12 protein-coding genes are annotated in these 12,571 nt (G+C 56.4%); 1 reads left to right on the plus strand and 11 read right to left on the minus strand.

Features of this window, described 5'->3' with window-relative positions; all coding sequences use genetic code 11:
• Positions 1 to 69: 69 nt before the first annotated feature.
• The 6 genes from MKY86_RS03980 to MKY86_RS04005 form a co-directional block, all read right to left on the minus strand.
• Entirely contained in the window at positions 70 to 855 is a 786-nt protein-coding gene (locus MKY86_RS03980) for an STM4013/SEN3800 family hydrolase (RefSeq protein ID WP_076079508.1), read from the minus strand.
• On the minus strand, positions 852 to 2,093 hold the full coding sequence (locus MKY86_RS03985; protein WP_076079510.1) for an STM4014 family protein: 1,242 nt from the start codon (positions 2,091 to 2,093) through the stop codon (positions 852 to 854). The genes MKY86_RS03980 and MKY86_RS03985 overlap by 4 nt, the downstream gene beginning before the upstream one ends.
• The gene (locus MKY86_RS03990) at positions 2,093 to 2,938 is read right to left on the minus strand and encodes an STM4015 family protein (RefSeq protein ID WP_076079511.1); all 846 of its coding nucleotides are present in this window, start codon (positions 2,936 to 2,938) and stop codon (positions 2,093 to 2,095) included. Before MKY86_RS03990 ends, MKY86_RS03985 begins: the two co-directional genes overlap by 1 nt.
• 601 nt (positions 2,939 to 3,539) lie before the next feature.
• On the minus strand, positions 3,540 to 4,949 hold the full coding sequence (locus tag MKY86_RS03995; RefSeq protein ID WP_076079515.1) for a nucleoside recognition domain-containing protein: 1,410 nt from the start codon (positions 4,947 to 4,949) through the stop codon (positions 3,540 to 3,542).
• The gene (locus tag MKY86_RS04000; protein ID WP_076079516.1) at positions 4,927 to 5,658 is read right to left on the minus strand and encodes a FeoB small GTPase domain-containing protein; all 732 of its coding nucleotides are present in this window, start codon (positions 5,656 to 5,658) and stop codon (positions 4,927 to 4,929) included. The genes MKY86_RS03995 and MKY86_RS04000 overlap by 23 nt, the downstream gene beginning before the upstream one ends.
• Entirely contained in the window at positions 5,655 to 5,909 is a 255-nt protein-coding gene (locus MKY86_RS04005; protein WP_076079643.1) for a FeoA family protein, read from the minus strand. Before MKY86_RS04005 ends, MKY86_RS04000 begins: the two co-directional genes overlap by 4 nt.
• Positions 5,910 to 6,155: 246 nt before the next feature.
• Between MKY86_RS04005 and MKY86_RS04010 the strand changes: the two genes are divergently transcribed.
• On the plus strand, positions 6,156 to 7,058 hold the full coding sequence (locus MKY86_RS04010) for a helix-turn-helix domain-containing protein (RefSeq protein WP_076079525.1): 903 nt from the start codon (positions 6,156 to 6,158) through the stop codon (positions 7,056 to 7,058).
• Here MKY86_RS04010 and MKY86_RS04015 read toward each other — a convergent pair.
• From MKY86_RS04015 to MKY86_RS04035, 5 genes are read right to left on the minus strand one after another with little or no spacing between them, the layout of a single operon-like run.
• Positions 7,050 to 8,144, minus strand: a complete 1,095-nt coding sequence (locus tag MKY86_RS04015; protein WP_076079527.1) for a GerAB/ArcD/ProY family transporter — start codon at positions 8,142 to 8,144, stop codon at positions 7,050 to 7,052. The genes MKY86_RS04010 and MKY86_RS04015 overlap by 9 nt on opposite strands.
• Before the next feature lie 10 nt (positions 8,145 to 8,154).
• Entirely contained in the window at positions 8,155 to 8,388 is a 234-nt protein-coding gene (locus tag MKY86_RS04020; protein ID WP_076079529.1) for a hypothetical protein, read from the minus strand.
• 12 nt (positions 8,389 to 8,400) lie between these two features.
• The gene (locus tag MKY86_RS04025) at positions 8,401 to 9,636 is read right to left on the minus strand and encodes a Ger(x)C family spore germination protein (protein ID WP_340826255.1); all 1,236 of its coding nucleotides are present in this window, start codon (positions 9,634 to 9,636) and stop codon (positions 8,401 to 8,403) included.
• A complete protein-coding gene (locus tag MKY86_RS04030; protein WP_076079530.1) occupies positions 9,633 to 10,736 on the minus strand; it encodes a GerAB/ArcD/ProY family transporter in 1,104 nt (367 codons plus the stop codon). The genes MKY86_RS04025 and MKY86_RS04030 overlap by 4 nt, the downstream gene beginning before the upstream one ends.
• Positions 10,733 to 12,355, minus strand: a complete 1,623-nt coding sequence (locus MKY86_RS04035) for a spore germination protein (protein ID WP_076079532.1) — start codon at positions 12,353 to 12,355, stop codon at positions 10,733 to 10,735. The genes MKY86_RS04030 and MKY86_RS04035 overlap by 4 nt, the downstream gene beginning before the upstream one ends.
• Between the last annotated feature and the right edge of the window lie 216 nt (positions 12,356 to 12,571).

Here is a 12,571-nt window from a genome sequence, read left to right on the forward strand (position 1 = left end):
ATGTAGAGATTGCCGGATGGACGTCATACGTTCTCCTTCCTTGTGCGGGATCGAATTTCAGTTCAATGCTTATAAAATAAATTCCCGGTACGGAACATTCCATACCGTGTCATGCGCCAGCCGGTGGCCTTGGTAGCTGTCCTCTCCGTAAGCCGTACCGTGATCGGAAAAAACCAGACAGAACACCGGATTGCCCCGCTTACGGAACGCATCGAACAGACGCCCCAGCTCCCCGTCGGCATAACGCAGCGCTGCGCGCTGGCTGTCCACGGAATCTTTGCGCGCACCCGGCAGGAACATATGGTTCGGGCCATGGATCGCCGAGACGTTCATGAACAGGAACAGCCGCTGGTCCAGCGGGGTGTTGCCTAGCAGCTTGAGCGCGTGATTCACCTGATGCTCCGTCGAACGCGGGTTCGTGACCCCGAAGGTCATCCGCCAGTAGCTCTGCTGGAAATAACCGGGGAGGACGCGGGCGAGGGGCACTTTTTTGCTGAAAAAGATTACGCCCCCGATACACACCGTCTGATAACCCGCCGCTGCCAGCCCCGACACCATATCCGGTGTATCGAACAGCCAGGTATGGGGGTGGGTCTTCAGCCCGGTATTCCTGGAGTGGAACAGGCGCACATGCTCAGCCTTATTCGTGTTAGCCGGAGTGGGCAGGAAGCCACCGAAGAAAGCATGATGGGCCGCATAAGTGAAGCTGCCGGGGGTATGCCGCTGCTCCCAGGAGCCGCTGCCGCACAGGTTGGGACAATTCGCCTCCTCCAGCACAGCCGCATCGTAGCGCAGAGTATCGAGCGTAATCATCAATATATCGTGGGTGCCGACAACGGCATTCATATCAGTCATAGGGACAGGTTCCTTCCGGAGAGCTGCTTCATTTCCCATTCGTAGGTGCCGCAGCCCTGGTATTCAACATCGTACAACAAGTCGCCAAAAGGATTCACATCCGCCGTATACATCTGCCCGGAGCTTCCTGGCAGCACATCAATCCCCGCGATAGAGCAGCGCGGAAAAGCGGCCAGCGAAGCCTCCGCTGTCAGGCGTACTTCTGCCTGCTGCGCCTCGCTCAGCCCGGCTTCCGCCGGAGTCATCCGCCGGCTGCGCAGATGCAGATTCGTAATCGGTGTGGTGCTGACTCTGGCGACTGCATGGCAGGCTTCACCAGCGACAACCAGCTGACGGATGTCGAAGGAATGTCCGTCCTTGCCGGGCTTCGGAATCCACTGCTCGGCATAGGCGCCGTGGCGGTAGAGCCAGTTAATGATTCCGGCAAGGCGGGCAGAATCGGTATAACGCTGCAGCTTGCCGGAATTATAATACACCGGGGGCCGGGTGATATAGCTCTCGACTCCGATGGTGGTAACCGCCGACTCAGCTCCTGTTGCCGGGTTCAGCTGATAAGCAATCACGCCGGAAGCAGCGGAGCCGCTGGCCAGCTTGATGAACACGCGGTGCATCCGCTCCGACAGCATCAGCTCGCGCAGGGAAGCATAGTCCACGGGGACTTGTCCGCCGCTGCCGCGAAGCGGCCGGGGAACAGGGACGCCGGACTCGGCGAGAATCTGCTGGGTCCGGCGCTTGTCCGTCATGGCTGCGATCTCCGCCGGATCGTTGGTCCAGCGTGAGGCGGGCAGGACCTGCCCGGCCTCCTGCCGGAGCCGCGCCAGCAGGCGGCAGTAGCCGCGGAACCACTGGGACGGGTGATGCAGCACGCCGGGCAGGTCCTTCAGGGCTGAAGCCGCTTTGAAGCTGAGCGGCCTCAGGTCCGGCTGCTGCCCGAACGGGTGCAGCGAGTCGTCTTGGTCCGGCGCATCCGGTGCGCCCAGCGCGATAAGCGCCCGCTCCAGCGCGAAGCTGCCGCCGGGGGACTCCAGCCGCAGCAGCCCCAGCGGTTCCGGCAGTCCGGCTGCCTGCTGCTGCACAGCCTGCTCCAGCAGATCAGCCAGCGGCTGGCCCTCCAGCAGCCCGGCGTAGGGAATCAGCAGCGCCGGTGGCATCCCGAGACGCGAGCGCGCCTGCTGGATACCGGCTGAGCGCCGGTCGCCGGGCTGGCAGAAGACAATCAGCGGAGCTGCGGGCTGCATTATTCTGTGATCGACGGATAACGCCAGTCATCATCGTCATCGGCCTGCTGCTGGTCGCTGACATCCACCGGCAATCCGCTGTTCTTCAGGCGCAGCATCATCTCGTCAGACATGTAGTGATGGCTCAGGTTAAGCTGCTTCAGTCCCTTGACCCGTTCGCTGGCGAGCAGCGCCTCAGCGCCAGTGTCGCTAAGCGTACCCAGTGACATATCGAGGGTATGGAGCTGGTCCAGAATCGGTGCATCCGCCAGGGCGGCGGCAATTTCGTCCTGAATCTCACTGTTTTTGAGTCCGAGATAGGTAAGCTTAGGGAACTTTCCAGGCTCGATCAGCGGCAGGAGATCCTCCAGTCCGCCGTCGAAGCCGTAATTGTCTACACCAAGGTATAATTCCAGCTTGCGCAGATTCGGCAGGCGGGAGGCGGCAATGTCCGCCAGCACGGCCTTGCTGAGTCCGCCGGTAATAATAATGAGTTCTTCGAGCTTGTCATGCTGCAGCTTGCTCAGACGAAGATCGGTACCGCCTTGTGCAGTCAGGGATTGCAGCTCAGGATAAGCGGACAGCAGCGGCGAGAGATCGGTCTGGTTAATCCACGAGATTTCACATTCCTCATAGCTCATGTCCCCGATGAACAGCTTGCGCAGCGCCGGGAAGCTGGCGCTGTGCTTCACCAGGGCCTGGACGGCTTCCTCCGAGGTGTTCTCATAGGCTTGACCCCAGTCGCCAATCGTAAGGCTGGTCAGGCCGGCGGCTTCAGGACTTCCGCTTAAGCGTTCAATCTCCGTCTCCATCCGCTTGCCTTCTTCAAATGCATCATAATCAATACTGAGCTTCACTGCTGTCATGAACAATCCCTCCCGGAAAATAGTAGCTTCCAAATCACCCTAACATGTAGTGAGAGGGAGAGTCAAATGGCAGAGGAACAGGTGCACCTATTTCCCCGTTAACGCCCGTAACCACGGGGTTGTACAGGTCAAATGTAATCGAAAAACCGATCACATTTGGAGTGGCGATGGCGTGTGGTCCGAATGTAATCGAAAAACCGACCACATTGGGCCTGGCGGAGGCGCGTGGTCCGAATGTAATCGGAAAACCGATCACATTTGGAGTGGCGGTGGCGTGTGGTCCCAATGTAATCGAAAAACCGACCACATTGGGCCTGGCGGAGGCGCGTGGTCCGAATGTAATCGGAAAACCGATCACATTTGGAGTGGCGATGGCGTGTGGTCCCAATGTACTCGAAAAACCGACCACATTGGGCCTGGCGGTGGCGTGTGGTCCGAATGTAATCGAAAAACCGATCACATTTAGCCTGGCGGAGACGCGCGGACCCAATATAATCGAAAAACCGATCACATTTGGAGTGGCGGTGGTTTCCGCGAAGGATGCGCCCAGAGCGCAAAAAAGCACTATCCGCCCGTCCGGGGGAATAGTGCTCTGAATGATTTACACCCAGCCGAACAGCCGGGCTGCCGAAGCCACCGCGAAGGTTACGCCGATAGCGATAGCGAGCGGGATTACAGCGGAGAGCACGGCCCATTTTAGGCTTTTGGTCTCCTTGTAGATGTTCACGAGTGTGGTGCCGCAAGGATAGTGGAGCAGGGAGAAGAGCATCATATTCAGCGCCGTCAGCCACGTCCAGCCGTGGCTCAGGAAGATGTCCTTAATGCTGCCGAGACCTTCGATATCGACCATGGCCCCGGAGGACATGTAGCCCATCAGCAGGATAGGCAGTACAATTTCATTGGCGGGCAGGCCGAGGATGAAGGCCATAATAATGAAGCCGTCCATGCCGAGCAGCTGCGCGAACGGATCGAACCAGGCCGCCATATGATTCAGCACACTCTCACCGCCGACAAATACATTGCCGAGAATCCAGGTGATGATCCCTGCCGGAGCGGCCACGATGATGGCGCGGGTCAGCACATTGAGGGACTTTTCCTTGGAGGAGCGGACAATGGTCTTCCAGATCTGCGGGCGGCGGTAGGGTGGCAGCTCCAGAGTGTAGTGGGTAGGCACACCGCGCAGCGCGGTTTTGGACATGATCCACGATACGCTCAGGGTGACGATAATTCCGACCAGTACGATGCCCATTAACACCAGCGCAGTCGCGAAGGTGCGCAGTGCTCCGGTGGTTGCCGCCCCGACCATGAACATGGAGGAGAGCAGAATAAGCGTAGGCCAGCGGCCGTTGCAAGGGACGAAGTTGTTGGTCAGAATGGCCAGCATCCGTTCACGGGGCGATTCAATAATGCGGGTGGACAGAATAGCGGCAGCATTGCAGCCGAAGCCCATCGACATCGTCAAGGCCTGCTTGCCATGCCCCCCGGATTTCTTGAACAAGCGGTCCATATTAAAAGCCACCCGGGGCAGATAGCCGAAATTCTCCAGCAGCGCGAACACCGGGAAGAAAATCATCATAGGCGGCAGCATAACGCTGATGACCCATGAGGTTCCACGGTACAGTCCCAGCACAAGGACGCCGTGCAGCCAGGCCGGGGCATGAACAGCCTCGAAGCCGGCGGTCAGATAGCCTTCGATCCAGCTGAAGAGGGAGGCAATCCAGCCGGAAGGATAGTTGGCTCCGGCAATGGTAATCCAGAATACCAGACCAAGACCGGCGAGCATAATAGGGAAGCCCCAGATCTTCGAGGTGACGATATTATCCAGCTTGTAGGTGCTGCCCAGCTTCTTCTTGTCGTGATAAGTAACGGCATCGCTGCAGATTCCGGCCGATACGCTGTAGATTCCGCTGACGATCTCGTCGCGGACCGCCCCTTTGTCTGCCAGCTTCTTCGCAGTAGCGAGCAGGGAATCGAGCGGGTCTTGGCCGTTAATGGCATGCGGTGACTCCATGGCGGGCCACCTCCTTCGCTACAGATATACCCTTGCGTCCCATATGGGCTTTGAGGGAAGCCAGCAGACTGTGGTCACCGTCCAGCAGGCGCAGGGCAATCCAGCGTGCCGGATATCTGGCACCGACTGTCTGCTCTACCATCGGGATCAGCTCGGCGATGCCTTGCTCAATCTCCTTATTGTAGGTGATCTTCAGCGGCTCTGCCTTGAATTCACCGGTCGCTACGCGTGCGATCTGATCCAGCAGCGCTTCAATACCGATCCCGTTGCGGGCCGAAATGGCCGTGACAGGCACCCCGAGCCGCTCCGCAATCCGCTTCAGATTAATATCAATGCCCAGCCGCTTGGCTTCATCGATCAGATTGATGCAGACTACGGCGCGTCCCGTTATCTCCAGCACCTGCAGGGCCAGATTGAGGTTGCGCTCCAGCGACGTTGCATCCAGAACCACCAGCGTGACATCCGGCTCCTCGAAAATAATATAGTCCCGGGCCGCCTCTTCATCGGCGGAATTGGAGTAGAGCGAATAGGTGCCGGGAAGGTCAACGGCCCGGTAAGTATGCTCCTTGTGGGTGAACCGCCCTTCGGCGGTGACTACGGTTTTGCCGGCCCAGTTGCCGGTATGCTGGCGCATACCGGTCAGCAGGTTGAACAGCGTGCTCTTGCCTGTATTGGGGTTGCCGGCAAAAGCTACGGTATACTCACTCATCCTTCTCCGCCTCCAATCAATTCGCCATAAATGAGTGAACTCTCTTCCCGGCGCAGGGCAATGGTAGTATTGCTGATCCGGTAAGCCGTAGGGTCTCCAAGCGGGCTGCGCCGCAGCACTTCTACACTATTCCCGGCGACAAATCCGAGATCAAGCAGTCTTCTCCGCAGCACGCCCTGGACCTCGATGCCGCTAATCCGCAGCGTGCTGCCGTTCGTAGCTTCAGACAATGGAATTACGGCTCCGGCCATAAGCTCTCCCACTTTCGTATGAATAATGAATGAATAGTTATAGTTATCCTTAAGTATGAAATATGCACTTGTATAGTATATTGTGCAGGGCACAGAATATTGCATCCTGCCACAAGATTAGTATACGTAAATAAATTTGTCCTTGCAACAATAATGTTTCCCTAGGGAAAGATAAATACAGCAAGATTTATCAAAAGTATTTCCGGTGTCTGCTATATACTTTGAGTTGTGGAGGGGGTGAGAGTCATGCACTATCAGTTGATTCACAAGAGCATCGAATTTATTGAGCAGCATTTGGAAGAGGATTTGGATTTGGAGAAGGTGGCTAAGGCAGCGGGGTTATCCAAATATCATTTTCACCGGATTTTTCGTAAATATGTGAATAAAAATGTCCATGAATATATCCGGGCCCGCCGTCTCAGCCAAGCAGCCAATCTCCTGCTGTACTCCGAGACACGTATTCTTGAGATTGCGCTGCAGTGTGGCTTTGAGAGCCAGGAGGCTTTTACAAGAGCTTTCAAGGAAATTTATGATTTGCCGCCTGCTCAGTACAGATCGCAGGTAAGACTATTGATTCAAGAAAGAGAGGTATTTACAATGTCAGAGATTACAGGCTGGTATATTACAGGTACCCACCAGGAGAAATATAAGGTCGAGATTGATCCCCGCGTCTGCTATAAGACAAGTCCCTCGATGCATCTTCACTCCAAAGAAGAGGCTGCGCAGGACGAGAATGGTTTTGGAACCTTGATGCAGCAGTTTCAGGCAAGAGAGTATCGGGGGAGACGGATGCGCTTCTCCGGGTTCGTTAGAACGGAGGAGGTCACCGGCTGGAGCGGCCTGTGGATGAGGGTGGATGATCATCAGCAGAATATGCTGGCATTTGACAACATGCAGAACCGGAGCATACAAGGAACCACGGAATGGAACCACTATGCTTGCGTCATGGATATTCCGTCCGAAGCCGATGTGATCAATATCGGAATTCTGCTGAGCGGAAGCGGACAGGTATGGCTGGGGGAATGTGAATTCGAGGAAGTAGGCAAGGATGTTCCCGTAACGGATGGCTCTACAGGTGCGGAGAACCTTCCGTCCGGGCCGCAGAATCTGAAGTTCGACCAGCAGCCGGAGCACTCTGCTTCAAGCTGAACGCTGTAACCGGCCCCGCACCCAGATCGACAGGGCCAGCAGCAGCGGAATGGCGACCTGGAATAGCGGGTCAAGCTTCAGGCTCGGCCCCAGGCCGACGGCGATATGCTGGGTGTAATCCCGTTCCAGGAATGAGGAGCCGTAGATGACTGCCCCCACAGGGAAGACCCACCATTTGGCCGGTTTGCCGGTCAGCTCTGCAAGAGCTTTTACGGAACAGAAGTAGAAGAGCATCATCTTGATCAGCAGCCCCAGGAAGAGCTGGATCGTGACCAGAATATCAAGCCGCTCGACAAATTTGAGATTGGACAGCACCCGGACGGTTTTGAGAAAAGGCAGCTGGCTCACTCCCGCTATCGCCGGGCCGAGGACGGCCACATTCAGCGCGTTCATGAAGATCAGGAATGCGCTGATGAGCAGATAGGCGTTCACTGTGTATTTTACAGGCACACCGGGCTTCTCCCATAGCGTCCACAGCATCAGAAAAACAATCATCTGCCCGAAGGGAAATGAGACGATCTCCGGCAGTGCCGCTTGCAGAACCGGCATCAGCCCGCCCTCCATCACCGGCGCCAGACGGCTGAGATCAATCGCCCCCATGATGCTCAGCATCACAATAAGCAGGAAATAGAAGAACAGCATGACCGGCAGCAGCACCTCAGGCAGCCTGAAGACAACCTCCGCCCCCTTCCAGATGGCATATAGGGCCAGCAGCACGAACACCAGCATCGTAATGGCCATCGGGGTTCTCGGCAGCATGGTCATCGCCGTCAGCTCGCCGAGGTCGCGGACATTGCGCATGGACTGATAGGCGAAATACAGGCTGTAGACCGCGCCGATGAACGCCCCTGGAGCTGTGCCGAAATGAGCTTTAAGCATTCCGATCAGGTCCGTGCCCGGAGACCGGTGCTGAATCCACATCAGCACAAGGAGAAGGACGAAGCCCGCCGCTGAACCTGCACACATCGCCAGCCAGGAATCCTGCTTAGCGGTGCCCCCAAGCAGGAACAGCGGCGTGCTGCCGATTTCAAACAGCATAATCATGAACGCAATCTGCAGGGAAGAGACCTGTTCTTTGTTCACCATGATTGCATCTTTAGCCTCCTAACCAATAGATAATGGCTCTGCCGACAGGCTGGAAGAACGCCGTATACAGGCTGCCCAGCGATACATGAGGGGTATTGGTAATTCCGCATAGATTAAGATACGCTCCGTACCCCATAATGCAGCCAAGTAAGAGCCGTCGCCGGCGGCGCTCTTCTCCGCGTAGCTTCGTCCACCCCCAACCATAGGCAAGCGCATAGAGTAGAAGGGTAATAGCTATTTTCATAGATATGCTCCCTTACTTCTGCTGGACAGACTTGAATGATTTATTACTGAGTCCGGTCCGTTCTATCTCGATGGAGACCTGCGGGCGGAGCTCAATCTCCTGAAAGACGCTGTCCCAGCTCTTCTCCTTCTCAATCTGCTTCCAGCGCTTCGGTTCGCTCCGGTGTACCCTCACAGCAAATCCGGTGACGTCTGCCCCTAGCCGCTTGACCTCCGCCCAGGCGTTATTCATTAGCTCCAGCACCCGCTGCTCCAGCGAGGCCTCCATTTCACTGATCGCCTTGCGGTCGTTCAGATCCATGACACTGCCAAGCTCCGTCAGCACACCGCTGCCCTTGACGTTAACCTCCATCACATAATGATCCTTGTCCCAGACCGGGTGGACGGTGGTGGCCGAATTCTGCAGGATGAAGGAAGCATCCAGCTTGTCGCTTGCCCCCGGCCGCGAGGGGAAGGCGATGGTGGCAGAATCAATGTTATCGGTCAGAAAAGAAAGCCCAAACGCCTGCTTCTGGCTGAGCCAGCCCGCGAACGTATCTCCTTTAATGACGCCCAGCCTTCCCAGCGCCAGCCGCGAGGGCAGGTCGGTAACTGCGGTCTCACTGGTCTCATCCATCGTCCGGGGGCCGGTCAGCAGTATCTCCGGCAACACCGCGCTTTTGGACTCGGAGGACAGCGCCATCGCCAGCTCATACAGCCGAATTCCCGGATAGTAGGACAAGAGCCTTGATTCCTGTTCGATCATAAGCTGGATGCCGGCGCCCTGATTCTTGGTCATCTGCATCAGCTGATCCAGAATCATCCCGGCATCTCCATGGGAGATGAACACAAAGACCGTTTCTCTGGCATCCTGCTTGCGCAGGAACATATCAATCAGCTGATTGATCCCGTGTCTGGCCAGGCTCTCGCCGATGACGGTGATTCTGGAGTGGGAGAAGAACATCTCCCGCGTACTGGTCAGATTCGTTCGTTCAATGGCTTCCATGATCGTCCGCCCCTTGACGGTGAAGGTGAGGAAAGGCGGCGAGCTGGTGCTGCCTCCTCCGCTGCCACCCATCCCGCTGGCGCCTGAAGAGGGGTTAATGACCTGATAAGTCGCCTTCCATTGATTATCCTCCCAGTCGTAGGCGGAGCCGGAGGTAATGCCCAGCTCGTTAAGCTCCCGGTCATCCCAGCAGCCGGAGAGCAGAACGGATAGAAGCGGGAGGCAGAGCAGGAGGCGCAGCAGGGTGCCCGGTTTGTTCATCATGTCTCCAGCCCCTTCCGTTTAGACCGGGCCTTGTGCAACCTGTTCAGCAGTACCGCGCCCAGCGGCACCAGGACGTTGAACAGGAAGAAGACCACGAACCGCCCTTCCTGATTGTAGTTGTTCAGCTTGGCTGAGCTTTGCCAGGAGAACAGGCATTCCAGGGCAATAATCAGACCTAAAGCTCCAATGAAGGGCCGGCTGCTGCTGACCCGGAACGTCTGCTTGAAGCACTCCACTGTCACGAACAGGAAGATCGCAAATTTCAGATAGATCGACAGCACCCAGTAAGAGATGAAGAGAATATCCAGCTTCTCTATGAACCGGCCGATCCGGAGGATGCTGATGGTAGCGAAGCCGGGATAGGCACTCAGCTTAATGAATTCCGGGCCGAATACCATCAGGGCGGTGATCAGAATGAACATCATCAGGATTGCAACGAACAGCAGGCCTGTCCAGCCGATAATCTTGGCTCTCTGCGGATATTGCAGATAAGGGGCCAGAAACAGCAGCACCGCCACTTCAGACATCCATGCAGTCGGTGTCAGGCTCGCCAGGGTGATCTCAGCCAGACTATGGTCGAACATAGGCAACAGATGATGCACATTCAGGTCGTTGTACAGCCCTAGCAGATACAGCGGTACGAAGAACAGATAGAGCAGAATAACCAGACTGTTCACTCTGGCGATAGCTTCAATGCCCTGCCTTACCATATAGATGGTGATGAAAAGAATCAGAATGACGAGCACCGTGATCGGAGTATTGATCAGGACGTTGTCTTTAAGGAAATTAACGAATTCCCGCAGAATGGTTGCCGTGGTGTCCAGGTAGAACTGGAGCATCAGCAGACCGAGAATCACGGACACTACCGGAGAGCTTTTCTCCCCGACCCACTCCAGAAAAGGAGCACCGTTGCTGCTCTGAATTACCGTCCCGACAATCCACGCTATTAGCAGCCCCGCCACGGTAGACAGGATAATCGCTAGCGGAGCGTCCTGCTCTGCATAGGAGCTGATAATGATAGGAAGCACGACGGTAGCTGTCGGCAGTATGGTATTGACGACAAGCATGACGGCCTGGGTGGTGCCGATTTTTCCATTCATGCTGGACCCTCTCCCTGCGGCTTGGGCTGTGCCGGTGATGGATTAGCGGCATTTTCAACGGGCTGCGGCTTCTGGTTAGGGGCTTGTCTGCGGGTCTCCTTGCCCAGATTGGTCTTGGGACGCATATTCATGCTCCACAGCGGAACGCGGATGAAGATATCCTTCAGATAACGGGGAATCATCGGCGCTACCGGAGACAGATAGGGAACTCCGAAGGAGCGCAGGCCTGCCATATGAATCAGCAGCACCATCAGGAAGGACATAATGCCGAACAGGCCGAGCGAGGCAGCGATGAACATCATCACGAAGCGGATCAGCCGGATGGAGTTGGCGATGGCCAGTGACGGAATTACGAAGTTCGAGATGGCGGTAAAAGAAACCACAATGACCATTGCCGCCGAGACCAGCCCGGCCTGAACGGCAGCCTGCCCCAGCACCAGCGCACCGACGATAGAAATAGCCGGCCCGATGGTGCGGGGCATACGTACCCCCGCTTCACGCAGGACGTCGAAGGTCAGCTCCATCAGCAGTGCCTCTGCGAAGGCGGGGAGCGGAACGCCTTCCCGCTGGGCAGCCAGACTGATCAGCAGCGTGGTCGGCAGCATCTCCTGGTGAAAGGTAGTAACGGCAATATAAAGTGCAGGCAGCAGCATAGAGACGAAGAACGCACCGTAGCGGATCAGCCGCAGAAAGGAGGAAATATCATACCGCTGGTAGTAATCCTCGCTGGATTGAAAAAAGTTGAAGAAGGTGGACGGGGCCAGCAGCGCAAAGGGAGTGCCGTCAATGACAATCCCCACCTGGCCTTCCAGAATGCCCCCGGCCATGGCGTCGGGACGTTCGGTATTCTGAATGGTGGGAAAAGGCGTCAGTCCGCCGTCCTGTATGAATTCTTCAATATAATTGCTCTCCAGAATGGCGTCGGTATTGATGGCGTTCAGCCGGCGGCGGATTTCGGTCAGCACCTGTTCACTGGCGAGGCCCTTCAGATAGACGAGGGCAATTCCGGTCCCGGTACGCTGGCCGACGGTATATTCCTCAATCCGCAGATCAGCAGTTTTCAGGCGGCGGCGCAGCATGGAGGTCCCGGTACGCAGACTCTCGGTGAAGCCTTCCTTGGGCCCGCGGATAACCCCCTGGGAGGTCGGCTCATTAATGCTTCTTTTCTCCCAGCCGGAGGTGTCGGCGGCCAGTGCGACCTGAAGCCCCTCGAACAGAATCAGGGTATAGCCGTCAAAGAGCAGGGGCAGCAGCACCTCCAGGGTCCGGGCCTCCTTCACTCCCCCAACCGGCAGAATGTGCTCCTTGATCAGATCGAAGGCAGCTTCTGTGGTCATCTGATCTCCGTTCAGCGTGCTGTTCTCCATTAAGGACTGGAGGACCGCCTGATTGACGGTATCGGCGTTGACCAGACCGTCAATATAAATGAAGGCAAGGGTAAGTGGAGGCTTGGCTTCACTCTTATAATGGCGGATGACAATATCGGAGCTGCTGCCGATCCGGCGGTTGAACTCCTGCAAATTCTCCTCAAGGGAGAGCTTCAGCGGAAGCGGTGCAGGCACGGAGGTTTCTACAGGATCATTGGTAGTCTGGCGGCTCTTCTTCGTTTGCTGAGGCATCTCGGGGGGCTCCTTTATGCTGAAATCTGGATGTGCTCCCTGTATTATCCCCCGCTGGCGGATTCCTTATTCTGCCTGATTACAGACTGAACTGAGCCCGCTTGAGGAGCCGCTGGAATCCAAAAAAAGAAACTGCCCCTTAGGAATGGCAGCTTCGCAGCATTCCATAAAGGCAGTTTCATCAACACACTTAAGATTTACATTCTAAGCTTGGTG

The sequence above is a fragment of the Paenibacillus sp. FSL R7-0333 genome (genome assembly GCF_038000365.1).
Lineage (GTDB): Bacteria > Bacillota > Bacilli > Paenibacillales > Paenibacillaceae > Paenibacillus_AQ > Paenibacillus_AQ silagei.

Coding starts and splice junctions, on each gene's coding strand:
- MKY86_RS03980 (WP_076079508.1), bottom strand. CDS start 855: ATGACTGATATGAATGCCGTTGTCGGCACCCACGATATATTGATGATT.
- MKY86_RS03985 (WP_076079510.1), bottom strand. CDS start 2,093: ATGCAGCCCGCAGCTCCGCTGATTGTCTTCTGCCAGCCCGGCGACCGG.
- MKY86_RS03990 (WP_076079511.1), bottom strand. CDS start 2,938: ATGACAGCAGTGAAGCTCAGTATTGATTATGATGCATTTGAAGAAGGC.
- MKY86_RS03995 (WP_076079515.1), bottom strand. CDS start 4,949: ATGGAGTCACCGCATGCCATTAACGGCCAAGACCCGCTCGATTCCCTG.
- MKY86_RS04000 (WP_076079516.1), bottom strand. CDS start 5,658: ATGAGTGAGTATACCGTAGCTTTTGCCGGCAACCCCAATACAGGCAAG.
- MKY86_RS04005 (WP_076079643.1), bottom strand. CDS start 5,909: ATGGCCGGAGCCGTAATTCCATTGTCTGAAGCTACGAACGGCAGCACG.
- MKY86_RS04010 (WP_076079525.1), top strand. CDS start 6,156: ATGCACTATCAGTTGATTCACAAGAGCATCGAATTTATTGAGCAGCAT.
- MKY86_RS04015 (WP_076079527.1), bottom strand. CDS start 8,144: ATGGTGAACAAAGAACAGGTCTCTTCCCTGCAGATTGCGTTCATGATT.
- MKY86_RS04020 (WP_076079529.1), bottom strand. CDS start 8,388: ATGAAAATAGCTATTACCCTTCTACTCTATGCGCTTGCCTATGGTTGG.
- MKY86_RS04025 (WP_340826255.1), bottom strand. CDS start 9,636: ATGATGAACAAACCGGGCACCCTGCTGCGCCTCCTGCTCTGCCTCCCG.
- MKY86_RS04030 (WP_076079530.1), bottom strand. CDS start 10,736: ATGAATGGAAAAATCGGCACCACCCAGGCCGTCATGCTTGTCGTCAAT.
- MKY86_RS04035 (WP_076079532.1), bottom strand. CDS start 12,355: ATGCCTCAGCAAACGAAGAAGAGCCGCCAGACTACCAATGATCCTGTA.